General features: G+C 72.4%; 19 protein-coding genes and 1 riboswitch. Of the genes, 10 read left to right on the top strand and 9 right to left on the bottom strand.

Annotation, left to right across the window (positions count from 1 at the left end):
- Positions 1–388: 388 nt before the first annotated feature.
- Positions 389–706, bottom strand: coding sequence for a chorismate mutase (locus tag GA0115234_RS10790; protein WP_093540699.1), 318 nt, complete (start codon positions 704–706; stop codon positions 389–391).
- A 361-nt stretch (positions 707–1,067) separates the two neighbouring features.
- Here GA0115234_RS10790 and guaA point away from each other — a divergent pair, with 361 nt between their 5' ends.
- From guaA to GA0115234_RS10765, 5 genes are all read left to right on the top strand, one after another.
- Entirely contained in the window at positions 1,068–2,663 is a 1,596-nt protein-coding gene (gene guaA, locus GA0115234_RS10785) for a glutamine-hydrolyzing GMP synthase (RefSeq protein WP_093540698.1), read from the top strand.
- 113 nt (positions 2,664–2,776) lie between these two features.
- Positions 2,777–3,382: a Uma2 family endonuclease gene (locus GA0115234_RS10780; RefSeq protein WP_093540697.1), complete on the top strand. Its 606-nt coding sequence runs from the start codon at positions 2,777–2,779 to the stop codon at positions 3,380–3,382.
- Positions 3,383–3,508: 126 nt separating this feature from the next.
- Positions 3,509–4,279 (top strand): class II aldolase/adducin family protein, encoded by a 771-nt coding sequence (locus GA0115234_RS10775; RefSeq protein ID WP_093540696.1) that lies wholly within the window; start codon positions 3,509–3,511, stop codon positions 4,277–4,279.
- A gap of 112 nt (positions 4,280–4,391) precedes the next feature.
- The gene (locus tag GA0115234_RS10770; protein WP_093540695.1) at positions 4,392–5,660 is read left to right on the top strand and encodes a hypothetical protein; all 1,269 of its coding nucleotides are present in this window, start codon (positions 4,392–4,394) and stop codon (positions 5,658–5,660) included.
- Positions 5,661–5,749: 89 nt separating this feature from the next.
- Positions 5,750–6,259, top strand: a complete 510-nt coding sequence (locus GA0115234_RS10765; RefSeq protein WP_093540694.1) for a DoxX family protein — start codon at positions 5,750–5,752, stop codon at positions 6,257–6,259.
- Positions 6,260–6,415: 156 nt separating this feature from the next.
- Here GA0115234_RS10765 and GA0115234_RS10755 read toward each other — a convergent pair whose 3' ends face one another.
- Positions 6,416–7,747 carry a PspC domain-containing protein gene (locus GA0115234_RS10755; protein ID WP_093540692.1) on the bottom strand — a complete coding sequence of 444 codons (1,332 nt, stop codon included), beginning with the start codon at positions 7,745–7,747 and terminating at the stop codon, positions 6,416–6,418.
- 202 nt (positions 7,748–7,949) lie between these two features.
- Between GA0115234_RS10755 and GA0115234_RS10750 the strand changes: the two genes are divergently transcribed.
- Positions 7,950–9,248 (top strand): ATP-binding protein, encoded by a 1,299-nt coding sequence (locus GA0115234_RS10750; protein WP_093540691.1) that lies wholly within the window; start codon positions 7,950–7,952, stop codon positions 9,246–9,248.
- The gene (locus GA0115234_RS10745) at positions 9,232–9,930 is read left to right on the top strand and encodes a LuxR C-terminal-related transcriptional regulator (protein WP_093540690.1); all 699 of its coding nucleotides are present in this window, start codon (positions 9,232–9,234) and stop codon (positions 9,928–9,930) included. The genes GA0115234_RS10750 and GA0115234_RS10745 overlap by 17 nt, the downstream gene beginning before the upstream one ends.
- Positions 9,931–10,185: 255 nt before the next feature.
- Here the strand turns inward: GA0115234_RS10745 and GA0115234_RS10740 are convergent, their stop codons facing one another.
- Together GA0115234_RS10740 and GA0115234_RS10735 are read right to left on the bottom strand one after the other, a co-directional pair.
- Positions 10,186–10,941: a GNAT family N-acetyltransferase gene (locus tag GA0115234_RS10740; RefSeq protein WP_093540689.1), complete on the bottom strand. Its 756-nt coding sequence runs from the start codon at positions 10,939–10,941 to the stop codon at positions 10,186–10,188.
- A gap of 107 nt (positions 10,942–11,048) precedes the next feature.
- Positions 11,049–12,092 (bottom strand): C40 family peptidase, encoded by a 1,044-nt coding sequence (locus tag GA0115234_RS10735; RefSeq protein ID WP_093540688.1) that lies wholly within the window; start codon positions 12,090–12,092, stop codon positions 11,049–11,051.
- A 356-nt stretch (positions 12,093–12,448) separates the two neighbouring features.
- On the opposite strand from GA0115234_RS10735, the gene GA0115234_RS10730 reads away from it, so the two are divergent.
- On the top strand, positions 12,449–12,802 hold the full coding sequence (locus GA0115234_RS10730) for a hypothetical protein (protein WP_093540687.1): 354 nt from the start codon (positions 12,449–12,451) through the stop codon (positions 12,800–12,802).
- A 55-nt stretch (positions 12,803–12,857) separates the two neighbouring features.
- On the opposite strand, the gene GA0115234_RS10725 is transcribed toward GA0115234_RS10730, so the two are convergent.
- Positions 12,858–14,006: a C40 family peptidase gene (locus tag GA0115234_RS10725; RefSeq protein WP_093540686.1), complete on the bottom strand. Its 1,149-nt coding sequence runs from the start codon at positions 14,004–14,006 to the stop codon at positions 12,858–12,860.
- Positions 14,005–14,170: riboswitch (cyclic di-AMP (ydaO/yuaA leader) on the bottom strand. Its footprint overlaps the gene before it by 2 nt.
- Positions 14,171–14,416: 246 nt before the next feature.
- Here GA0115234_RS10725 and pcrA point away from each other — a divergent pair.
- Positions 14,417–16,906, top strand: a complete 2,490-nt coding sequence (gene pcrA, locus GA0115234_RS10720) for a DNA helicase PcrA (RefSeq protein WP_093540685.1) — start codon at positions 14,417–14,419, stop codon at positions 16,904–16,906.
- A 59-nt stretch (positions 16,907–16,965) separates the two neighbouring features.
- Here the strand turns inward: pcrA and GA0115234_RS10715 are convergent, their stop codons facing one another.
- Complete coding sequence (locus tag GA0115234_RS10715; protein ID WP_093540684.1) at positions 16,966–18,498, bottom strand: M23 family metallopeptidase; 1,533 nt, start codon at positions 18,496–18,498, stop codon at positions 16,966–16,968.
- A gap of 233 nt (positions 18,499–18,731) precedes the next feature.
- Positions 18,732–19,616, bottom strand: a complete 885-nt coding sequence (locus GA0115234_RS10710; RefSeq protein WP_176729135.1) for an esterase/lipase family protein — start codon at positions 19,614–19,616, stop codon at positions 18,732–18,734.
- A gap of 319 nt (positions 19,617–19,935) precedes the next feature.
- Here GA0115234_RS10710 and GA0115234_RS10705 point away from each other — a divergent pair, with 319 nt between their 5' ends.
- Positions 19,936–20,349 (top strand): cobalamin B12-binding domain-containing protein, encoded by a 414-nt coding sequence (locus tag GA0115234_RS10705; protein ID WP_072486629.1) that lies wholly within the window; start codon positions 19,936–19,938, stop codon positions 20,347–20,349.
- A gap of 97 nt (positions 20,350–20,446) precedes the next feature.
- Here the strand turns inward: GA0115234_RS10705 and GA0115234_RS10700 are convergent, their stop codons facing one another.
- Positions 20,447–22,039 carry a DUF5691 domain-containing protein gene (locus GA0115234_RS10700; RefSeq protein WP_093540683.1) on the bottom strand — a complete coding sequence of 531 codons (1,593 nt, stop codon included), beginning with the start codon at positions 22,037–22,039 and terminating at the stop codon, positions 20,447–20,449.
- Between the two features lie 90 nt (positions 22,040–22,129).
- Positions 22,130–23,091 (bottom strand): hypothetical protein (locus tag GA0115234_RS10695; protein ID WP_093540682.1); only part of this gene is annotated, 962 nt, incomplete at its 5' end.

Here is a 23,091-nt window from a genome sequence, read left to right as displayed (position 1 = left end):
CCGCGTCACGCGGGCCGTCCGGTACGGATCCCGTACACACACGTCGTACCGGTACGGATCCGTACACGTCGTATACGGATCCCGGATCCCGACGGATACGGACCTCAACGGAAACGGCCGGCTCCGGGCGTCCCCGGAGCCGGCCGTTTCCTGGGGTGACCGGGCTGCTGTCCCCTGCCGACCGGTCACGCACGCTGGGGCGCGGTCCCACGGCGTACCTGCAGTACGCCACACGCTCCAGCGGAGCCACGCGTGGTTTCCTTCCAGAGCCGCCCCTGGCTGGCACGGACACCGGGACCAACGAAGCCGCGCCGGACCCGGTCACGCGCCGTACGGGTGAGAGTCGGCCCGAACTGGGATACGCCGGGGGACCCCCGCCCCGTGGGTGTCAGGCCCGGCCGCGGCACAGCTCCAGCAGCGTCATGGCGAGCGAGGTGCCGGGCCTGCCGAGCGCGTCCCGGTACGAGGCGAGGATCTCCATCTCGCGGGAGAGGCTGATCCGGCGGCCGCCGGAGGTGATCCGGGCCTCCTGGATGACCGCCGAGACGGCCATCCGCTCCTGGACGAGCCCGATGATCCGGTCGTCGAGGGTGTCGATGCGGGCCCGCGCGTCGTCGATCAGCGCGGCGGCCTCCTCGGTGTGCGCGCCGGTCTTCTCGGCGGCGGTCTTCGCGGGGGCGGTCTTCGCCGGGGCGGTGCTGGTCATGGTGTGACTCCTCGTGGGGTGGGGTCCCCGAGGCCGGCCGGTCCGTAACGCCAAGGCGCCCCGGGCCTTTCGGCCCGGGGCGCCTGGAACGTTGCTTGTCAGTGGATCAAGCAGCACGACCATGGCAGCCGGCGGGCCGGATGCCATAGGTAAAGACGAAGGTCGTGTGCTGACGCATGCCCTCAGTATGGCCCCGCCGCCGGAGGCGGACCAACACGGCGCCCGGATGCTGAGACACCGTGTCCGGGGACGCCCCGGCCCGGTCCGCCCCCGGACCCCCGTACGGCCGGGACGACGGCGGACTCCGCGACCCCGGTAGAATCGACAAAACAGACCCCCCTTCACCGCCGGAAGGCCGCCCGTGCCCGCAGCACCCCCCGCCGCCCCCGACACCACCACCGACGTGGTTCTCGTTGTCGACTTCGGCGCGCAGTACGCCCAGCTCATCGCCCGACGCGTCCGTGAGGCCCGGGTCTACAGCGAGATCGTCCCGTCCACCATGCCGGTGGCCGAGATGCTGGCCAAGAACCCCCGGGCGATCATCCTGTCCGGCGGCCCCTCCTCGGTGTACGCGGAGGGAGCGCCCTCCCTCGACCGCGCGCTGTTCGAGGCCGGGGTGCCGGTCTTCGGCATGTGCTACGGCTTCCAGCTGATGGCCACCACGCTCGGCGGCACCGTCGACGACAACGGTGCCCGTGAGTACGGCCGTACCCCGCTCACCGTCTCCAAGAGCGGCTCCACGCTCTTCGAGGGCACCCCCGCCGAGCAGTCGGTCTGGATGTCGCACGGCGACGCCTGCTCCGCCGCCCCCGAGGGCTTCACCGTCACCGCGTCCACGGACGTCGTGCCGGTCGCCGCCTTCGAGAACGACGAGAAGAAGCTCTACGGCGTCCAGTACCACCCCGAGGTGCTGCACTCCACGCACGGCCAGCAGGTCCTGGAGCACTTCCTCTACCGCGGCGCGGGCATCGAGCCGACCTGGACCACGACCAATGTGGTCGAGGAGCAGATCGCGCTGATCCGCGAGCAGGTCGGCACCAAGCGCGCCATCTGCGGCCTGTCCGGCGGCGTGGACTCCGCGGTCGCCGCGGCCCTCGTGCAGAAGGCCATCGGCTCCCAGCTGACCTGCGTGTACGTCGACCACGGCCTGATGCGCAAGGGCGAGACCGAGCAGGTCGAGAAGGACTTCGTGGCCGCCACCGGCGTCCAGCTGAAGGTCGTCGACGCCGAGGAGCGCTTCCTGACCGCGCTGGCCGGGGTCTCCGACCCCGAGCAGAAGCGGAAGATCATCGGCCGCGAGTTCATCCGCGTCTTCGAGCAGGCCCAGGCCGAGCTCGTCGCCGAGGCGGGCGCGGCCGGCGAGGACGTCGCGTTCCTCGTCCAGGGCACGCTCTACCCGGACGTCGTCGAGTCCGGCGGCGGCACCGGCACCGCCAACATCAAGTCGCACCACAACGTGGGCGGCCTCCCCGACGACATCGAGTTCCAGCTCGTCGAGCCGCTGCGCCAGCTGTTCAAGGACGAGGTCCGGATGGTCGGCCAGGAACTCGGCCTGCCGGAGGAGATCGTCCAGCGCCAGCCGTTCCCCGGCCCCGGCCTCGGCATCCGCATCGTCGGCGAGGTCACCAAGGAGCGGCTCGACCTGCTCCGCGAGGCCGACGCCATCGCCCGCGAGGAGCTGACCGCGGCCGGCCTGGACCGCGACATCTGGCAGTGCCCGGTGGTGCTGCTCGCCGACGTCCGCTCGGTCGGCGTCCAGGGCGACGGCCGCACCTACGGCCACCCGATCGTCCTGCGCCCGGTCTCCTCCGAGGACGCCATGACGGCCGACTGGTCGCGCCTGCCCTACGAGACGCTCGCCCGGATCTCGACCCGCATCACCAACGAGGTCGCCGACGTCAACCGCGTCGTGCTCGACGTGACGAGCAAGCCGCCGGGCACCATCGAGTGGGAGTGACCTCCCACGAGGTCAAACGCCGATGCCGTCGCTCATTCGTTTGGGCGGCGGCATCGTCGTATGAGCTGGGTACGCTGGTTGCGGAGACGAGACTCTGCCCCATGGGAGCAATCATGAGCGCCGCACCCGAGTACGAGTTGGACGAGAAGTACAACTACCCGGTCCCCCCTCCCCAGGGCTGGACCGCAGATGATCTCGACCGGCTTCCGAACCTGCCGCGGCGCACCGAGCTGATCGACGGGAGTCTCGTCTTCATGAGTCCGCAGACCAGGTTTCACATGCGGACGATGCGTCTGCTGGAGACCTCTCTCCTCGAACAGGCGCCGGACGAACTCGATGTCTTTCGCGATTTCAGCGTCAGGCTGGACCGCCGGAACCGGCCCGAGCCGGACGTACTGGTGGTTCCCCTGGGAGCGGACACGGGCCCCAAGCAGACCTCACTCAGGCCGGAGGACGTCATCCTGGCAGTGGAGGTCGTCTCGGAGGAGTCCGCGGACAGGGATCGGGAGGTCAAGCCCCGGAAGTACGCCGCTGCCGGGGTCGTGCACTTCTGGAGGGTGGAGGCGGGCGGGGACGGTCTGCCTATCGTGTATGTCTACGAGCTCGATCCGGCGCTGAAGGCCTACACGCCGACGGGCATCCACCACAACAGGCTGAAGCTGGACGTTCCCTTCCCCGTCGACATCGATCTCACCGCGATCAACCAGCGGCGGCGATAGACGACGCGATGGGGCGGTCCCCCCCCGGCGGACCGTCCCGCATCCCTGGCCACTTGTGGCAACCGGCGGTAGCTTCCGATCCCGTGCGTCTGCGCACGTACGCCCTGGGAGCCCCGAGGAGCCGCCATGTCCGAGCCCACACCCATACCCGTGGACCAGCTCCACTTCGCGATGCCGCCCGTCCACGACACCGCGGCCGACGAGCGCGCGTACCGCAAGGAGCGGCTGGCCGGTGCGCTCCGGCTGTTCGGGGAGTACGGGTACGAGGACGGCGTCTCCGGGCACATCACCGCCCGGGACCCGGAGTTCGCCGACTGCTTCTGGGTGAACCCCTTCGGGGCCCCGTTCGACGGGCTCGCACCCGACGATCTGATCCTGGTCAACGGCGAGGGACAGGTCGTCGAGGGATACCACCACGTCAACCAGGCGGCGTTCGCCGTCCACGCGCAGGTGCACCAGGCCCGCCCGGACGTCGTCGCCGTCGCGCACACCCACTCCGTGCACGGGCGGGCCCTGTCCGCGCTCGGCGAGCTCATCGAGCCGATCACCCAGGAATCCTGTGCCTTCTACGAGGACCACGTCCTGTACGACGCGTACACCGGGGTCGTCGTCGACGAGGAGGAGGGGCGCCGGATCGCGGCCGCGCTCGGCGGGCACAAGGCGATCGTGCTGCGCAACCACGGGCTGCTGACCGTGGGCGACTCGGTGGACGCGGCCGCCTGGTGGTTCATCGCGCTGGAGCGCTCCTGCCAGGTGCAGCTGGCCGCTCGGGCCGCCGGGAAGCCGGTGCCGATCGAGCACCGGGACGCGGTCGCCACCCGCGATCAGCTGGGCAGCGACCTGGTGGCGTGGATCAGCTACCAGCCCCTGTGGCGCCGGATCAGTCGCACATTCTGACGGTACGCGCCGACGGACCGCCCCGATGCGGTCCGGAGCCCCGCCGTACGGCACAATTCGCTGAAATAGCAGACGAGTTGGCTGTACCAGGTTGGAAAGGGCGGCGTTCCCAGTGGCGTTGGACGAGGCGAGGGCGGGCAGCGCGCACGGGGGCGGCTGCACGTGCGGCGACTGCCCGCACGGAGCACGCGAGGGCCACCGGCGCGCGGTGGCCGCGTTCCTGGCCAAGCGGGACGAACTCGCCGCGGGCCAGGGGCTGCCGCCCGGCGTGGCGCGGTCCGCCTCCGCGACCCGCCAGTGGGTCTCGGACGAGCTGACCCAGTCCGCCAGGACCGTCGCCGAACGGGGGCGGGAGGCGGGCGACGCCTGGCTGTACCGGGTGTGGCGGCGCACCCTGATCGTGGTGTGGGGAAGCATCGCGCTGCTAGTCATCGGCGAGTCCGTCACCGCCATCGGCGCGGGCTGGACCCATGCCCGTACGGCGGGTCTGATCGCCGGACTCGTCACCGCGGCCCTGCTGACCGGCGCCGCCCATGTCCACCGCGCCCGGGGCGGCCTGCTCGCCCCGTTGATCGGCGAGGACAACCGGCTCTCCACCTCCCGGGCGGTCGCCGCCTCCTGGGTGCTGCTCGCCGTCTTCTCCGTACTCGTCCTGGCGCTCCAGCTGGCGGGCGCCTCCGGTCACGCCGAGCGCGACGCGCTGATCGAGGGGCTGGACCTGGCCCGGGGCGCCGGGGTGGTGACCGTGCTCGCGCTGGTGTGCGCCGTCGCCGTCGTCGTACGCCGGGTCGTGACCGTACGCTCCCTGTCCGGGCGGATCCAGAAGCTGCGGGCCGACCGGCCGCGCGCCGCCGATCTGCTCACCGACGACTCCGGGCGGGGCAGCTTCACGGATGTGCAGTACGTGCTGGTGAGCACCGTCGCCGTGCTGTTCGCCGCGGTCCGCCTGGCCCGCAGGCCCGAGCAGCTGCCGGACCTTCCCTGGGGGCTGGCGCTGCTGGTCACCGTCTCGGCGCTCGCCTACTTCGCCGGGAAGTACGCGGAGGGCGGGCGTCCGGTGATCCTCTCGGTGGTGCGGGCCCGCGAGGCCGGGGACCTGGACGCGCCGGTCCGCACCGGCGACGACATCGAGATCCGCGGCGCGGGCTTCGTGCCGCCCGGCGCCGGGACACCGGACCGGCTGGCCCGCATGGTCGTCCGGATCGGCCGGGTCCATGTCCATGTGCCGCTGATCCCGGTCACCGGCGGCTTCGCCAACCCGACGGACGGCGTCCTGACCGTGCCGGTACCGGTGGAGGTCGAACCGGGGGTGGTGGAGGTACAGGTCGTGACCGCCGCCGGAGTGGAGACGAACCCGGTCGAGATCGAGGTGACGGACTGACCGCCGCGCCGGACGACCCACCGGGTGAGCAGCGCGTTCGCCGCATACGTAAGGTCTGATGACGGGTCTACGGAAGGCGGTGCGGTCACATGCGGGGATACGGCACGAACGTGCGCGGACTGGGCGAGTCGAGAGGGCTCAAGGACGTGGCGCGGAAGCACGCCCTGCTGCCGCTGCGGATCTTCCTCGGCGTCACCTTCATCTACGCGGGGCTCGACAAGCTGACGGACAGCTCCTTCTTCCGGGCGAGCGGCACCGGCTCCATCGGCGAGACCATGCACGCGGTGCGGGACTCGTCCGCGATCCCGGCCCTCGTCGACCTCGCGCTGAAGAGCCCCGGCGCCTTCGGGTACGCCATCGCCATCGGTGAACTCGCCGTGGGCCTCGGCACCCTCTTCGGGCTGTGGGCCCGGCTCGCCGCGCTCGGCGGGGCGCTGATCTCGCTGAGCCTGTGGCTGACCGTGAGCTGGCAGGTCACGCCGTACTACTTCGGCAACGACCTGGCCTATCTCATGGCCTGGCTGCCGCTGGTGCTCGGCGGGGCCGCGGCGTTCTCCGCGGACGCCCTCCTCGCGTCACGGCGGCGACGGATCAGGTAGTTCACCCAGGTCGCGGTGGCGGCCAGCCAGAGGCCGCCGAAGAACAGCGGGAAGAAGAAGACCCACGGGGCGTCCCAGGCCCCCGCGGCGTCCGCCGCGTATCCCGCGGCCAGCGCGAGCATGACCACGCCCGCCACCGCCCGTCCGGGCCGGATCTCATGACGCAGCACGGGTGACCTCCACCTGTCCGATGCCGACTTCGAGTGTGAGCTCGACCGTTCCGGCCGGCCGGCTCCCCGGGGGCGGCGGAAGCGTCCTGCGCTCCCGCTGGGCGGGGTTGACGTCCACCTCGCGCGCCTTCCCGGCCTGGGCCGCCTCGCCCGGCCGGCTGACCGGCAGCGTGATGTCGCCGATGGTCGCCCGCGCGTCCACCTTCACCGTCACGTCCTCGGGCACGACGACCACCGCGCGGCCCGCCCCGACGTTCACCCCCGTCGCGACGGTCGCGCCCCGGGGGACCGTGATCCCGGTGAGGTCCAGCCGCGCCACCCCCGTACCCAGCTGGTAGTGCGGCTGGACCGCCGCCACCGAGGCGGGCCGCCAGCCCTCGCGGACCCACTGGGTGGTGATGTTCTTGGGCAGCGCGGACGCGCCCGCCAGCAGCGCGGCCGTGATCATCGCCAGCATGACCGTGCCGAACCCCGTCCGCCCCAGGAACGAACTGACCAGCATCCCGAGCCCGAACACCGCGAGCGCCCCGGCCAGGCCGAACTGCAGGCTCGTACCGAACGGCTGGGAGTCCCAGCTCAGCCCCGTGCCCAGACCGCCCGCGATCAGCGCGAACAGGAACACCACACCGCCGATCGAGGCCGGGCCCCGGGTACCGGACTCGCGCAGGGGCGGGCGGAACGGGGCGTCCGCCGTGGGACGCGCCGCATGGGCCACGGGAGCCGCGTCGGCCGGACCCCACAGATAGCCGGCGGCCACCGGCCCCGTCGTACCGTCCTTGACGATCGGGTCCCGCCACCACGACGGGCTGCCCGGCGACGGCGGCGCCTTCACCTCCGGGGGCGCGTCCGCCACCGCCTGCGCGGTCGCCGGATGCAGTGGATCCTCGGGCGCCGCGGTCCTGCGGTGCTGCGTCCACACGGCGAAGCCGACGACCGCGAGCGACAGCATCGCGGAGAACGCCAGCGTGCCGCCGTTGCCCAGCATGGAGAGGAAGAGCCCGCAGCCGATCAGCGCGAGCAGCACCGCGATCAGCGAGGCCCCCTCCACCCGGCCGGACAGCAGCCTGCGCGCCTCGTTCTCCTCCTCGCCGTCCACCGGGACCAGCAGCCAGGCGAAGCCGTAGAAGATCAGCCCGATGCCGCCGGTCACGGAGAGCACACCGAGCACGATCCGGAAGATCACCGGATCGACGTCGCAGTACCGGCCGAGCCCGCCGCACACCCCGGCCACCACCTTGTGCTGCCGACTGCGCCGCAGCAGAGGTGCCGGATCGGGGGGCGGAGCGACACCGGGGGAGGCGTCCTGGGGAACGGTCATGGCTCCATGGTGACGGGCCGGGAGCCCGACCGGGACCCGCGCCGACCCTGGCCGGTCCCTGATATTGGCCGGACGGGCCCCTGAGGCCGGGCCCGTGCGCGGGCCGGAACCGGTCGTGCCCTCGCCCCGGGGCCGGGCATCAGGGTCGACTGGGGGACCGACCCTGATGCCGCCACCCGCACGGACATGTGACGATCGGGGCATGCCAGCCGCCACGACCCGCGCCACCAGCTCCCGCAGCGCAGAACCGGAGGAGCCACCGCAGCGCAAGCTGTACCGCAGCGCCGACGGGCGACTGCTGGGCGGTGTCGCACGCGGTCTCGCCGGGCATCTCGGGCTGCCCGTCGTCTGGGTGCGGTTCGTCTTCCTCGGCCTGTTCTTCGCGGACGGCCTCGGCGCGCTGCTCTACGCCGTGTTCTGGATCGTCGTCCCGCTCGGCGTCGGCGGCGTCGAGGCGCCGCGCTCGGTCTTCGAGACCGCCCCGGACGGCCGGCGCCGACTCCGCAAGCCCGACAAGGGCCAGGTCTTCGCCCTGATCGCGCTGCTCTTCGGCGCCATGATCTTCGTCGGCAACGTCGACATGGGCAGCGGGGCCAACCGCTACATCTGGCCCACCCTGCTGATCGGCGCCGGTTCCGTACTGGTGTGGCGGCAGGCCGACAACGCCCGGCGCGCCCGCTGGATGGAGGTCGGCAGCCGCCGCCGGGTCCTGCACCTGGCCCGGGGGCTGGCCGGGGTCGCCCTGGTCGGCCTGGGCCTGGCCGTCTTCATGGTGGTACGCGGCTCCGCCGCCCAGCTCGGCAACGTCCTGACCGCGGCCATCGCCGTCCTCACCGGCATCGCGCTGCTGGCCGGTCCCTACCTCGTCCGCATGACCCAGGACCTCTCCGAGGAACGCCTGATGCGCATCCGGGCCCAGGAGCGCGCCGAGGTGGCCGCCCATGTCCATGACTCGGTGCTGCACACCCTCACCCTGATCCAGCGCAACGCGGAGGACGCGGGAGAGGTCCGCAGGCTGGCCCGCGCCCAGGAACGCGAACTGCGCAACTGGCTGTACAACCCCGAGGGCACCGGCAAGGACGAGGACGACGAACCCGAGACCCTCGCCGAGGCGGTCAAGCGCGCCGCCGCCGAGGTCGAGGACAAGCACGGCGTCCCGCTGGAGGTCGTCGTCGTGGGCGACTGCCCGCTGGACGAACGGCTGACCGCACAGATGCAGGCCGCCCGCGAAGCCATGGTCAACGCCGCCAAGTACGGTGGCGAGGGCGGCGCCGTGCAGGTCTACGCGGAGGTCGAGGGCCGCACGGTCTTCGTCTCGGTGCGCGACCGGGGTCCGGGTTTCGACCTGGATTCCGTGCCGGGCGACAGAATGGGCGTACGAGAATCAATCATCGGCCGGATGCAGCGCAACGGCGGTACGGCGCGTCTGCGTTCGGTGCCCGGCGGGGGCACGGAAGTCGAACTGGAGATGGAGAGGGCGAGCGATGACCAAGACCACTGAGGCAGCGGCCGGGGGCCCGGAGCGCCGGGTACGGGTCGTGCTCGTCGACGACCACCGGATGTTCCGCACCGGCGTCCAGGCCGAGATCGGCCGCACCGAGGAGACCGGCGTCGAAGTGATCGGCGAGGCCGCCGACGTCGACCAGGCGGTCAACGTCATCACGGCGACCCGCCCCGAGGTCGTCCTCCTCGACGTCCACCTGCCCGGCGGCGGCGGCGTCGAGGTGCTGCGCCGCTGCGCCCCACTGATGGGGGCGGTGGAGAACCCGGTGCGGTTCCTGGCGCTGTCCGTCTCGGATGCCGCGGAGGACGTCATCGGCGTCATCCGGGGCGGCGCCCGCGGCTACGTCACCAAGACGATCACCGGCGCCGACCTGGTCGACTCGGTCTTCCGGGTCCAGGACGGCGACGCGGTGTTCTCGCCCCGGCTGGCCGGCTTCGTCCTGGACGCCTTCGCCTCCACGGACGCGCCCCCTGTCGACGAGGACCTGGACCGCCTCACCCAGCGCGAGCGCGAGGTACTGCGGCTGATCGCCCGCGGCTACGCCTACAAGGAGATCGCCAAGCAGCTCTTCATCTCGGTGAAGACGGTCGAGTCGCACGTCTCGGCGGTGCTGCGCAAGCTCCAGCTCTCCAACCGCCACGAGCTGACCCGGTGGGCCACCGCGCGACGGCTGGTCTGAGCCGTCGGACCGGCCCTCGGTCCATACGGCGAGTGGGCCTCGTACCAAGGGATTTCTCGGGGTCCTCGCCGGAGAGCGCGAGTTCCGCCCGGACCGCCTTCCTCGGGGGCGTGGCGCAGGACGTGTCCCGTACCGCGAAGCCGCGAGCACCTGCGGAGCCCCTGGCCTCGGTGGCGAATGCCAGGGGCTCTGCGGTGAGCGGGGTGAAGAGCCGGGCGGCCGTCCGCCGAAGTGCGGACGGGCCGGGACCGCGGATCATTCGAGCGAGATGTTCAGCTTCTCGCCGACCCGGCGGTAGCCGATGCTCACGTAGATCCGCTCCACGTCGGCGTCGCCCGGCTCCAGCCAGACCACCCGGCAGCCCCGCTCGAAGGCGGTCGCGGTCAGATGGGCGGAGAGCGCGGCGCCGATGCCGCGTCGGCGGAACTCCTCGGCGACCGCGAGACCCGCCAGCTCGGTGAGACCGTCGACCGGCACCGAGCAGCCGCCCGCGCCGGCGGGTGTGCCGTCGATGGTCGCGAGCGCGGCGACCCCGCCACCGGCCGCCGCGTTGCGCAGCCACTCGGCCGTCCCGTCCTCGGGCTCACCGCTCCCGCCGTACCCGAGGTGCTGTACGAGGGCGGCGGCGTCGAACTCCGCGTCGGTGACGGGCTCGGCCGTCACCAGGCCGTCCACCGGCTTCGGTGTCAGCAGGTCGCCGGGTGCGCAGGCCAGGATCGGGGCCCGGTTCTCCTCGGTGAACCCGGCGGCGAGCAGCGCCGCTTCGACCGCGGGCGCCCAGCCGGGCAGATACTCCAGACGCGGTATCCGGTCCAGCTCGCGGAAGGCCGCGATCAGTTCGTCGAGCTCGCCGGGGGTCGGCTCCGCGCCCTGGTCGGGGATCGCGTAGTTGGCGTACTTCAGTGACCAGTTCGGGTTGTAGCGGATCACGAACGACCCGACCCGGACGTGGTCCGGGGAGCGGAGCGTGAGCGTACGGGCATGGGTCTGGACATCGGCGTCCATGGGCATGTGCGGTTGTCCTCCGGCCGGTTGATCGATGGCGGGTCGCTCCGACGGCGGCCCGGCCCGAAGGCGGTCGCTGCGCCGACGGGGCGATCCGGATCGGAGTCGGGAGCCTATGCCACCCGGGCGGCCCCGGCGAAGGGCATCTGGTCGATCGGCGCGATCCGCACCGGCGCTCCGGGGCGCGGGGCGTGGATCATCTGCCCGTTGCCGATGTAGAGCCCGACATGGCTGATGCCGGAGAAGAAGAACACCAGGTCGCCCGGGGCGAGTTCGGAGCGGGAGACGCGCCGCCCGGCGTTGATCTGGGTGTACGTGGTCCGGGGGAGCGAGACACCGGCGGAGCGCCAGGCGGCCTGGGTGAGCCCGGAGCAGTCGAACGAGGAGGGGCCGGTGGCGCCCCAGACGTACGGCTTGCCGAGAGCCCCGTACGCGAACGCCACGGCCGCGGCGGCGCGGGCGTTCGGCGCGCGGACGGAGCCGCGCGCGGTGGAGCGGTCGGCGCGGCCGGGCGACCCGTGGTCGGAGTCCGCGTAGGCGGTGCGCTCGGGCGGGGACAGCCGGGCGAGGAGCCGCCGTGCCTCGGCCAGCTTGGCCGTGATCGTCGCCCGGTGCTTCTTCAGCTCGGCCTGGCGGGCGGCCAGCGCGGCCTGCATCCCCTTGGCCTGGGCGCGCAGGGTGGCGATCTGGGCGACCTGGTGCCGGACCTTGTCGAGCGCGGCGGCCTGCCGGTCGCCGATCCGGTCCAGGTACGCCGCCCGTTCCAGGTACTGGTCGGGGTCGGAGGAGAGGGCCAGCTGCACGGATGTGTCGAGCCCGCCGGTGCGGTACTGCGCGGCGGCGAACGAGCCCAGCGCGGCGCGCGAGGCGTTGAGGCGCTCGGTCCTGCGGGCGGCCTCGTCGCGCAGGGTGTCGAGGGCGCCCTCCGCGGCGGTCGCCTTCTCCTTCGCGCCGTTGTACTGCTCGGTGGCGACCTCCGCGTCGTGGTACAGCCGGTCCACCTCGCTCCTGACCTGGGCGGGGGTGCGCTGCGGATCGGCGTGCGCCGGGCCGGGCAGGGCGGCGGCGGTGGCGGCCCCGGCGAAGGCGAGGGTCGCGGCGGTGCGGGCAGCAGGGCCGGTGTACGGGCGCTGCTTGGGTTTTCGGTGCGCTGCCACGAGGGCGTGCGTCCTTCCTCACGACTGCCCGCCGGGGGCTACCGGCGGGCCCGCCGGGGGCGGTGGCGGGCGCCGGCAAGGGGAGCGGCCCGCCGCCGGAACTCTCGGCGGGGCGACCGGTGTGCCGTCCGCGTACGGAACGGCGGTGAAGCCGGTCACCTGCTTAGGGACGCTAAACCCAGGGCACGGGCAGGAGTCGTAATGACGCTTATTGTCCGAACTTGGCGTGGCATTGTCGTCAAGTGACCGGAGAAATTGCCTCAGAGTCAGGCAATTGGTACGGGCGTGAGTGGGATGACCAGGAAGGTGTACCTGCCTTCCGAGTGGTGATATGACCGGGGCTAGGCTGCGGCCTCATGGACGTACTCATTCATGCCCTCGTCGCTCTGCACATCATCGGTATCGCCTCCCTGCTGGGTGGTTTCCTGACCCAGATGAAGGCGATGGGCGCGGGCACGGCCCGGTTCGTCCCGGCGATGCTGCACGGTGCGCTGACCATGCTGGTCACCGGTGTCGCGCTGGTCGGGCTGAACGAGGCCGACGGCAACCACGTCAACAACATCAAGATCGGCGTCAAGCTGCTGGTCCTGGTCGTCGTCCTCGCGCTCGTCTACATCAAGCGGGACGACGAGAAGGCCGACAAGGGCGCCTTCGCGGCGGTCGGCGGACTGACGGTCCTCAACATCTTCATCGCCACGCTCTGGACCTGATCCCGCCCGCGCCGCGCCGCCCCGGTGCGGGGGCGGCGCGACGGGTGGAGGCCCGTTACACCGGGCGCACGCTGCCGTGGATCGGCATGTAGTAGATCGATTCCTCGCGCACGTTCGCCCCGGGCTTCGGCGCGTGGATCATCATCCCGTCGCCCTTGTAGATGCCGACGTGGCTGATGTCGTCGTAGAAGAAGACGAGGTCCCCCGGTCGCAGATCCGCCGTGGCGACCCGGGTGCCGATCTTGACCTGGTCCCAGGTGGTCCGGGGGATGTCCACACCCGCGGACTTCCACGCGGCCTGGGTCAGCCCGGAGCAGTCGTACGACGCCGGGCCCGTCGCGCCCCACACGTACGGCTTGCCGATCTGGGCCCTGGCGAAGGCGAGGACCTGCCCGGCCTTGGTGGTGGCACCGCTGTCCGAGCCGGTCCCGGTGCCCGTCCCCGTACCGCCCGACCCCTTCGCGGCCTCCTCGGCCTTGCGGTCGGCCTCGGTCTTCGCGGCTGCTTGCCGCTTCGCCAGCTCCCGCGCCTTGCGCCGGGCCTCCGCCTCCTTCTTCCGCTCGATCTCCGCGAGCCGCGCCTTCTCCTCGGCGGTCAGCTTCGACAGCAGGGTGCGCGCCTCGCCCAGTTTCTTCTGGACGTTCTGCTTGCTGGTGCGCAGCGTGGTCTGCGTCGTCGTCAGCGTCTCCAGGCTCCGCACCGCCTCGGCACGCTTCTTCGCGGCCCTGGCCTGCTGGGTGCGGAAGTCCGTGACCGCCTTCTGCTGCCGGCTGGTCATCCGGTCCATCAGCTGGCTCTGGTCGACGTACGACTGCGGGTCGTCGGCCAGGAAGAACGTGGCGCTCGGCGTCAGGGAACCGCTGCGGTACTGCGCGGCCGCGTAGGTGCCCAGTGTCCTGCGCGCGTCGTTGAGCTTGTCGGCGCGCTGCGCGACATCGTCCAGCAGGGCGTCGACCTTGGCACGCTGGGCGGCCGAGGCCTCCTTCGCCTGGTTGTACCGCTGGGTCGCGGTGCCCGCCTGCCGGTAGAGGTCGTCGACCTTCTTCTGTACGTCCTCGACACCGGGCTTCGGGCCGGGCGCGGCCACGGCGCTCTGCGTGGAGAACAGGGTCACGGAGGCCAGCGCCGCCGTGGTGAGCCCGACGGCCGGTGCGGTGGTGCGCACCCGTGCGCGCGGTTTGCGATGCGATGCCAAGACCGGCATCTCCTTCCGTGGACCGCCTACCGGGTTAGCTGTCGGGTTCGGGCGGAACGGAAGGCTGCCCTACGGTCCGAGTGGGGGATGAGGACCGATTCACCCCGGTACTGCGTATGGGTCCCCGGTTCCGAACTCCCGCGTGGGAAGCCCGGATTCGGCGGGGGTGCCCGCTCGGCGTGGTTCGCCTCAAGGGGGTACGGGCCGCCCGGTCGAGCACGCTAGCCAACCCATGGTGCTGCTGTGAAGGTTGATGTTCGATATGCCCGATACATTTTCGTGACCTTGCCGGAGCGGGGTTCCGGCGGCCGGATTCCCTCACGGGGAGTGGGTGTCCGCTCTCTTTGCGTGCCGTCGGCCGTGTGCGGTTGGTCATGCGGCCTCCGGGTGTCGGTGCGGCGGCCTAGACTCGACTAGCGATGAGCAGCCTCTTTGACGACAGCTTCCTGGCCGGCCTCCAGCACTCGGAGGAAGAGCCCCCGCCGCCCCCCGAGGACTCCGTACCCGAAGCGGTGCCGGAGGACCTCTTCGCGGGCGTGTTCGACGGGCCCCCGCCGCCCAGGGAGGCCTACTACCGCGACGGCGCGCACCGCCCCGTCATCGACCCCGCGGCGCTCCTCGACGGGCTGAACACCGAGCAGCGCGCCGCCGTGGTCCACGCGGGCTCCCCGCTGCTCATCGTCGCCGGGGCGGGGTCCGGCAAGACCCGGGTGCTGACCCACCGGATCGCCCACCTCCTCGCGGAACGCGGGGTGCACCCCGGCCAGATCCTGGCGATCACCTTCACCAACAAGGCCGCGGGCGAGATGAAGGAGCGCGTCGAGCAGCTCGTCGGGCCGCGCGCCCACGCCATGTGGGTCATGACCTTCCACAGCGCGTGCGTACGCATCCTGCGCCGCGAGTCGAAGCGGCTCGGCTTCACCTCGTCGTTCTCGATCTACGACGCCGCCGACTCCAAGCGGCTGATGGCCCTGGTCTGCCGCGATCTCGACCTCGACCCGAAGCGCTTCCCGCCGAAGTCGTTCACGGCCAAGGTCTCCAACCTGAAGAACGAGCTGATCGACGAGGAGACCTTCGCGGGCCAGGCCGCGGACGGCTTCGAGAAGACCCTCGCCCAGGCGTACGCGATGTACCAGTCCCGGCTGCGCGAGGCCAACGCGCTGGACTTCGACGACATCATCATGACGACGGTCCACCTGCTCCAGGCGTTCCCGGACGTCGCCGAGCACTACCGCCGCCGCTTCCGGCACGTCCTGGTCGACGAGTACCAGGACACCAACCACGCCCAGTACACCCTGGTGCGCGAGCTGGTCGGCCCGGCGGGCGAGGGCGACGCCCCGGCCGAGCTGTGCGTCGTCGGTGACGCGGACCAGTCGATCTACGCCTTCCGCGGCGCGACCATCCGCAACATCCTCCAGTTCGAGGAGGACTACCCGAACGCGACGACGATCCTCCTGGAGCAGAACTACCGCTCCACGCAGACGATCCTGTCCGCCGCCAACGCGGTCATCGAACGCAACGAGAGCCGCCGCCCCAAGAACCTCTGGACCAACGCCGGCGCGGGCGCCCGGATCACCGGCTACGTCGCCGACACCGAACACGACGAGGCGCAGTTCGTCGCCGACGAGATCGACCGGCTGACCGACGCGGGCGACGCCAAGGCCGGCGACGTGGCGATCTTCTACCGCACGAACGCGCAGTCCCGTGTCTTCGAAGAGATCTTCATCCGCGTCGGCCTGCCCTACAAGGTCGTCGGCGGCGTGCGCTTCTACGAGCGCAAGGAGGTCCGGGACATCCTGGCCTACCTGCGCGTCCTCGCCAATCCGGAGGACACCGTCCCGCTGCGCCGCATCCTCAACGTGCCCAAGCGCGGCATCGGCGACCGCGCCGAGGCGATGATCGACGCGCTGTCCCTGCGCGAGAAGATCACCTTCCCGCAGGCGCTGCGCCGGGTCGACGAGGCGTACGGCATGGCGGCCCGCTCGGCCAACGCCGTCAAGCGGTTCAACACGCTGATGGAGGAGCTGCGCACGATCGTCGAGTCGGGCGCGGGCCCGGCGGTGGTCCTGGAAGCCGTCCTGGAGCGCACCGGCTACCTCGCCGAGCTCCAGGCCTCCACCGACCCGCAGGACGAGACCCGGATCGAGAACCTCCAGGAACTGGCCTCCGTGGCCCTGGAGTTCGAGCAGGAGCGGGCGGCGGCCGACGGGGAGGCCGCCCCGGCCACCGGCGAGGAGACCGCCCCGGCCACCGGCGCCGGTACGGGCACGCTCGCCGAGTTCCTGGAGAAGGTCGCCCTTGTCGCCGACTCCGACCAGATCCCCGACGAGGACGAGGACGGCTCCGGCGTCATCACGCTGATGACGCTGCACACCGCGAAGGGCCTCGAATTCCCGGTCGTCTTCCTGACCGGCATGGAGGACGGCGTCTTCCCGCACATGCGGGCGCTGGGGCAGGTGAAGGAGCTGGAGGAGGAGCGGCGGCTCGCCTACGTCGGTATCACCCGGGCGCGCGAGCGGCTCTATCTGACCCGGGCGGCGATGCGCAGCGCGTGGGGGCAGCCCTCGTACAACCCGCCGTCGCGGTTCCTGGAGGAGATCCCGGACCAGCACCTGGAGTGGAAGCGGACCGGGCCGATGGCGGCTCCGGCCGGTCCGACCTCGGGGATCACGTCCTCGCTGTCCTCGTCGCGTGCGCGCTCCGGCCCCTCGGGCTTCGCGACCCGGCGGAGCTCGGACAAGCCGACGATCACGCTGTCCGTCGGGGACCGGGTCACGCACGACCAGTTCGGGCTCGGCACGGTGACGGCGGTCGAGGGCATCGGCGACCAGGCGAAGGCCACGGTCGACTTCGGCGACGAGCGGCCGAAGAAGCTGCTGCTGCGGTACGCGCCGGTCGAGAAGCTGTAGGCGGAGCGAGCGGGCGGGGCCGCGGCCCCGCCCGTCCGGCTCAGGTCGGCCCGTCCGGCTCAGGTCGGGTTGACGCCGTGGCTGCGGAGCCAGGGCAGCGGGTCCACCGCCGCGCCGCCGCCGGGACGCACCTCGAAGTGCAGGTGCGGGCCGGTCGAGTTCCCGGTGTCGCCCGAGTACGCGATGACGTCACCGGCCTTGACCGGGCCCGAGCGGATCTTGGTGCTGCTGAGGTGGCAGTACCAGGTCTCGGTCCCGTCGGCCATGGTGACGATGGCCATGTTCCCGTACGCGCTGTTCAGCTGGGTGCGCACGGTGCCGTCCGTCGCGGCCATCACGGGCGTGCCCTCGAAGACGGGGAAGTCGATACCCGTGTGCACGGACATCCAGTTGACGCCCGCCTGGCCGAAGTACGCGCTGAGGCCGTGCCGCTTGACGGGCAGGACGAACTTGGGGCGCAGGGCCTCCTTGCGGGCGGCCTCTTCCTCGCGCTTCTTCTTCTCGGCGGCCTGGCGCTCCCGCAGGTCGATGCGCTCCTGGGTGCGGCTGGCCCGGTCGGCGAAGTTCTCGGCGTCGGCGCTGAGGTTGGCGAGCTGGGTGTCCAGCTTGTTGTTGGCCGCGACCGGCTTGACGGTGCCGGAGTCGGCCGCCGCCATCGTGGTGTTGTCGTCCTTCTTCGTGTCCTCGCCGCCCAGCCCGCCGACGGAGGCGGCGGCGATACCGGCCACGCTCATCACGCAGGCGGAGGGAATGGCGACGGTGAGGAGCGCGGAACGCTTCGCGGGGGAACGCCGCCGACTGCGGCCGCCGCCGTTGCGGGTGGCGGGGCGGCTGACGGTCCGGCGTGCGCCGGGCGCGGCGTCCGCGGCGTCGGTGACCCCTGCGCCGCCCGGCTCGTCCGCGTCGTCCGTGAGGTCGCTGTGGCCCGTGTGGTCGCCGTGGTCCGGGCCGTCCGGGCCGTCGTCGAGGTAGGGCTCGTAGGAGCTCAGGTCGGTGTAGGTCTCGGTCCCGTAGCTTCCGTGCGCCTCGGGCGCGGACGGCGCTTCGTGCGATACCTGTGCGAATTCCGCGGTTTCCGCGGCGTGCGCGAGGTGCTGGTCGTGCTCGGGCGTGGCGCCGGTGTTCCAGGCGGTGGCGTCGTACGCGCCGCTGTCGTATCCGGCCGTGTCGCCCGTGGCCCACTGGCCGTTCGTGTGCCAGCCGCTGGTGTCCCACTGCCCCGTGGTGTCCTGGGTGCCGCCCTGCGCCGGAATGCCGGCGAACGTGGCGGTGGCGGTGGTCGCGTCCGTGCCGTAGTCGGCCACGGGTGTCCAGGCGGCGGTCGTCCCGTACACCGGCTCCGCCGCGTACTGCTGCTGGGGCTGCTCGGCGTAGGGGGCGTAGGCGTCGTACGAGGTGGTCGGGTGCGCCCCCGTGTCCCACTGCGTGGAGTCGTACTGGCCGCTGTAACCGGACTGCCCGGCTCCGTAGCCATTGCCGTACGCGCCGTCGTGGCCGCCGGGGAGCGAGCCGAAGAGCGGATCGGCGTCGAAACTGCCGGTCGCCTCGCTGTCGTATCCGGCGTACCCGGCGTGGGGGTGCTGGTCGTTCACCAACTTCTCTCTCGCCTCGGCAGCAGGACCTGTGCTCTGGGTTCCGGCGGGGGAATCCCAGGGGGAGCAGTGGCCGCGACTGTACCCGGCGGTACGTGACGCCGACAATCTTCGGCGGCCGTGGGCGGCTCAGGAAACGGGCAATCGGCCGTCTTTCGACGGACTGCGCACACAGCCTTGGCTCTATGTTCGAAACCCGTTCTATTTGTGGGGTCTCCGCCCGGCGGTACGGCTTACGCGGCCCCTGCGGTTCCGATGGTTTCGGGCGCCGGTTCGCAGGATTCCAGCGCCTGCCGGACCGCGGCGGCGACCGCCGGATGCGCAGGCAGCGCGAGATGGCCGATCCCGGTGACGCGTACGTTCTGTGCGTTCAGGTCCGGATGGTCGATGCGGGCCGCCTCGGCCGGGACGATCACCCGGTCGAGCTCGCTCCAGAAGCTCACGAACCGGGTACGGCAGCCGGGCGCGGGCCTGCGCAGCTCCTCGATCGGCGCGGATCCTGTACGCATCTGCCGCACGATGGGGTGAGCGCTCGCCAGCGGGGCGACGGCCGTGCCCCCGTGCGGTGCGCCGAGGGTGACCAGGGTGCGGACCCGCTGGTCACCGCCGAGTCGCTGGACGTAGTAGCGGGCGATCAGGCCGCCGAGGCTGTGCCCGACGATGTCGACCTCGTGGTGTCCGGTGCGTACGCAGATCTCCTCGACATGGCGCGCGAGCAGTTCGGCCGCCGTACGGATGTCGCAGGTCAGCGGTGAGTAATTGAGCGATTCCAGGTGGCGCCAGCCGTGCCGGGCGAGGGAGCGGCGCAGCAGGACGAAGACCGAACGGTTGTCGATGAAGCCGTGCAGGAGGACGACAGGGGGGCGCTCGTCGCCCCCGGCGGGCGGGGCGGGGGTCCCGGCCGGAGCGGTGGGGGTGGCGCCGGAAGGGGCGGTGCGTGGGCCCGGCGGGGGCGGCGCGGCCCGTCGCTCCCCCGTGATGCCCGTGGGGTAGAGGAGCACATGGCCGGTGAGGACCACCAGCTCCAGCGCGGTGGCCTTCAGCAGCGAGACCGACGGCCGGGCGGGGCGCGGGCACGGCAGGCGCAGCAGCGGGGGAAGGAAAGGCAGGACCTCCATGGCCGACCTCCTGCTTCGGTGGGCGGGGAGGCGGCTCCGCGGCCACCGGCGCGCTCTCGGCCGGTGGACCGGGCAGCCCGTACCACCGCGCCGCGCGGCTGGCGGCGCGGTGGTACGGCGACCTCGTCGCGGCTCCCCTGACGGCCGGTCCCGCGCGGCAGGTGGGCCGCGTGATGCGGGAAAGGCGCCCGGTGAACATGTCCCACGTGTGATTTCCCCCTCCCCGTCCACCGCGAAACGGCGGCTTGCGGGATGCTGTAGATAACGTTCGTTCACATCCCCGGCCCTTCAGGCACGGGAGACGCATGTGGAGGCAGTGATGGGTGTGACCGGTCCGATCCGTGTGGTGGTGGCGAAGCCGGGCCTGGACGGCCATGATCGCGGGGCCAAGGTGATCGCGAGGGCGCTGCGCGATGCGGGCATGGAGGTCATCTACACCGGGCTCCACCAGACGCCCGAGCAGATCGTGGACACCGCGATCCAGGAGGACGCCGACGCGATCGGCCTCTCGATCCTCTCCGGCGCGCACAACACCCTCTTCGCCAAGGTGATCGAGCTGCTGAAGGAGCGCGAGGCGGAGGACATCAAGGTCTTCGGCGGCGGCATCATCCCGGAGGCGGACATCGCACCGCTGAAGGACCAGGGCGTCGCGGAGATCTTCACCCCGGGCGCCACGACGGCGTCGATCGTCGAGTGGGTCAACGCGAACGTCCGCCACCCCGCGGAAGCCTGAGCCTGCCTGCCTGCCTGCCTGCCTGCGTCCCCGTCCCCGACCGGTCCTCGCTCTGCGTGGCCCCGGCCGGGGCGGGGCCGTTCCGGCGTCGGTCGCGTCAGGCAGGTATCAGCTCCGCGTCCATCGCCGCGCGCAGCCGCAAGGTGGAGACCAGCCGCTGGAAGGCCTCGGACCAGTAGCCGTTGGCGCCCGGTGAGGCGTCCTCCGGTTCGTCCGGGGTGGTGGTGAGGACTTCCAGGCGGTCCGCCTCGGCCGGGTTCAGGCAGCGTTCGGCGAGGCCCATCACACCGCTGAAGCTCCAGGGGTAGCTGCCCGCGTCCCGGGCGATGTCCAGGGCGTCCACCACCGCGCGGCCCAGCGGTTCGGCCCAGGGCGTCGGGCAGACCCCCAGGAGCTGGAACGCCTCCGACAGTCCGTGCGCGGCGATGAAGTCGGCCACCCAGCCGCCCCGTTCGGCGGCGGGGAGTATGCCGAGGAGCTTCGACCGTTCGGCCAGCGAGGACGTACCGGGGCCGCTCGACGGCGGCAGGGAGGGGGCGCCGAGCAGCGCGCGGGCCCACTCGGGGTCCCGCTGCCGCACCGTTGCCCGGCACCAGGCCGCGTGCAGCTCCTCGGCCCAGCCGTCCGCGACCGGGAGGGCGACGATCTCCCGTGCCGAGCGCCCCCCGAACCGCGCCGGCCAGGTGGTGAGCGGCGTCGCCTCCACCAACTGGCCCAGCCACCACGACCGTTCCCCCCGCCCGGACGGCGGCACCGCCACCACGCCGTCGCGCTCCATCGGGGCGTCGCACTCGTGCGGTGCCTCCACGGCGACCGAGGCCTCGTCGCCGGTGAGGTCCGGACTGACACAGGACAGTGCGCGGGACGCCATCCGGCCGGCGAGCGCCGACTCGGGGAGTGCGGAGAGCAGCTCGGCGGCCGTCGAGCGGACGTTACGGCTGCGGTCGGAGAGGGCCTGCTCAAGGAAGGGCTCGTCCACCGGGGACAGCCCGGTGCGCAGCGAATCGAGGAACATCAGCCGGTCCTCGGCCCGCTCGGTGGTCCACGTGGTCGCGAGCAGGGCGAGCGCTCCGGCGGGGTCGTGCGCACGGACGGCCCCGAGCAGCGCGACCCTCTCGGCGAACAGGCCCTCCTCCCACAGCCGGGCGACCGCTTCCGGCTCCGTCGGACCGGGCAGCGGCGAGCCGCCGGACGAGCCGCGCAGAGCGAATTTCCACTCGGGGTTCAGCCCGGCCAGCCACAGCCCGCGCGGCCCGGCGAAGGCCAGGGCGTGCGGCCGCAGGTCCGTACGGGCCCTGGCCGCGTCGAGCAGGGCCGGGAGCAGCTCGGCGGGGGCCCGGAAGCCCTGCTGATTGGCGGTGGCCAGCCACTGCGGGATCAGCTCCGTGAGATCGGGGGCCGTACCGCGCCGGCCGCCCGATCCGCCCGAGGCCGACCGGTCCGCCAGCAGCCGGGCGAGTCTGTGCCGGGCGGCCGGGGGCAGCGGGGGCCGCGGGTCGGCGGGCGCCGGATCGGGCCGGGCGGCGGGGGAGGCCGGCAGGAGGCCCGCCCTGCGCCGCACGGTGTGCAGCGCCGCCGCGTCCAGCAGTCCGGCGGGCCCGCCGGCCGCCCCGGCCGGGCGCCGGTCGGTGCCGAGCAGCGCCGTGGTGACGAGCTCTTCCCACGGGACGGATGTGATGGTGCCAGGCATGGGTCCCCCTTCGGAATCTTCGGATCCTTCGGATCCGACGTCGGATGAGCGGCACGGGCCTGCCGTCAGACGGGCGGCACGGACCCGTCGTCAGATGAGCGGCACGGTCCCGTACGCCGCTTCTCCGTACGCCGATTCGCCATCGGCGCCGGTGGGCCAGGCCGCGTACGGGTCGAAGCCGCGGTGGCCGCACTCGCCGAAGACCGTGACCGGAGCGCCGCCGGAGAGCGCGACGAGCTTCCACAGCCCCGGCCGCGACAGAGCGGCCGGGGCGACGGGCAGTGCCGCGTCGCCCGCCGCGTCGATCAGTTGCCAGCCGTCCCCGCACGGCGCGGGTATGACATCGCGCAGCACCACCGGCCAGGCGTCCAGCCAGGGGTCCTCCCGCAGGGCGTGTCCGTACGCCCTGATCGCGGCCGCCGCCGTGCCGCCCGGCGGGGCGGGCGTGCCGGCCGGTGACGGCACGCCGAACTGCCGGCCCAGCTCCGCCCGCAGCCGGCCCGCGCCCGGATACGGCGTGAGCTCGGCGTCGATCGTGACGCCCACCGCCAGTGCCGGACCGGGGGAGCGCCCGGCCGCCCCGAAGGAGAGCAACAGCGCCGTGCGGCCCGAATCCCTGCCGTACAGCCAGATGCGACGCGCGACGATCCTGCCGTCCGGGGTGTCGTACTGGGCGAGGACCAGCCAGTGGTCGCGGACCGGCGGGCCATCGGCGGGAGCCGTCAGCCCCACCCGGCCGCGGACCGTGGCGGCCAGGGGCTCCGGCAACCGGTCGATCCCCAGCCAGGCACTGTCCAGGAGATGCAGCAGCGCGCACTCCTCCAGCAGCCGCACCGGCCAGCCCGGCCCGGAGGCCGGAATGGCGCCCAACTCCCGCACTCGGGCCGCCAGTCCGGGCGCCTGGGCGTCGACCATGCGGGCCGCCGTCTCCTCCCAGAGCCCGTATCCCGGCTGATCGGCCGCCGCCAGCCCCCCGCGCAGCAGATCGGCCAGCCGCTCCTCCAGCTCCTGCGCGCCACCGGTGATCCGCTCGGCACGGCGCTCGGCCCGCC

This window comes from Streptomyces sp. DvalAA-43, assembly GCF_900091725.1.
Lineage (GTDB): Bacteria > Actinomycetota > Actinomycetes > Streptomycetales > Streptomycetaceae > Streptomyces > Streptomyces pulveraceus.
The sequence above is the reverse complement of the archived record's forward strand: the minus strand, read 5'-3'. Positions and strand labels throughout refer to the sequence as shown.

Bases quoted from the DNA above. Each gene is read 5' to 3' on its own strand.
- GA0115234_RS10790 (WP_093540699.1), bottom strand. From the start codon at position 706: ATGACCAGCACCGCCCCGGCGAAGACCGCCCCCGCGAAGACCGCCGCC.
- GA0115234_RS10780 (WP_093540697.1), top strand. From the start codon at position 2,777: ATGAGCGCCGCACCCGAGTACGAGTTGGACGAGAAGTACAACTACCCG.
- GA0115234_RS10775 (WP_093540696.1), top strand. From the start codon at position 3,509: ATGTCCGAGCCCACACCCATACCCGTGGACCAGCTCCACTTCGCGATG.
- GA0115234_RS10765 (WP_093540694.1), top strand. From the start codon at position 5,750: ATGCGGGGATACGGCACGAACGTGCGCGGACTGGGCGAGTCGAGAGGG.
- GA0115234_RS10755 (WP_093540692.1), bottom strand. From the start codon at position 7,747: ATGACCGTTCCCCAGGACGCCTCCCCCGGTGTCGCTCCGCCCCCCGAT.
- GA0115234_RS10750 (WP_093540691.1), top strand. From the start codon at position 7,950: ATGCCAGCCGCCACGACCCGCGCCACCAGCTCCCGCAGCGCAGAACCG.
- GA0115234_RS10745 (WP_093540690.1), top strand. From the start codon at position 9,232: ATGACCAAGACCACTGAGGCAGCGGCCGGGGGCCCGGAGCGCCGGGTA.
- GA0115234_RS10740 (WP_093540689.1), bottom strand. From the start codon at position 10,941: ATGCCCATGGACGCCGATGTCCAGACCCATGCCCGTACGCTCACGCTC.
- GA0115234_RS10730 (WP_093540687.1), top strand. From the start codon at position 12,449: ATGGACGTACTCATTCATGCCCTCGTCGCTCTGCACATCATCGGTATC.
- GA0115234_RS10725 (WP_093540686.1), bottom strand. From the start codon at position 14,006: ATGCCGGTCTTGGCATCGCATCGCAAACCGCGCGCACGGGTGCGCACC.
- pcrA (WP_093540685.1), top strand. From the start codon at position 14,417: ATGAGCAGCCTCTTTGACGACAGCTTCCTGGCCGGCCTCCAGCACTCG.
- GA0115234_RS10710 (WP_176729135.1), bottom strand. From the start codon at position 19,616: ATGGAGGTCCTGCCTTTCCTTCCCCCGCTGCTGCGCCTGCCGTGCCCG.
- GA0115234_RS10705 (WP_072486629.1), top strand. From the start codon at position 19,936: ATGGGTGTGACCGGTCCGATCCGTGTGGTGGTGGCGAAGCCGGGCCTG.
- GA0115234_RS10700 (WP_093540683.1), bottom strand. From the start codon at position 22,039: ATGCCTGGCACCATCACATCCGTCCCGTGGGAAGAGCTCGTCACCACG.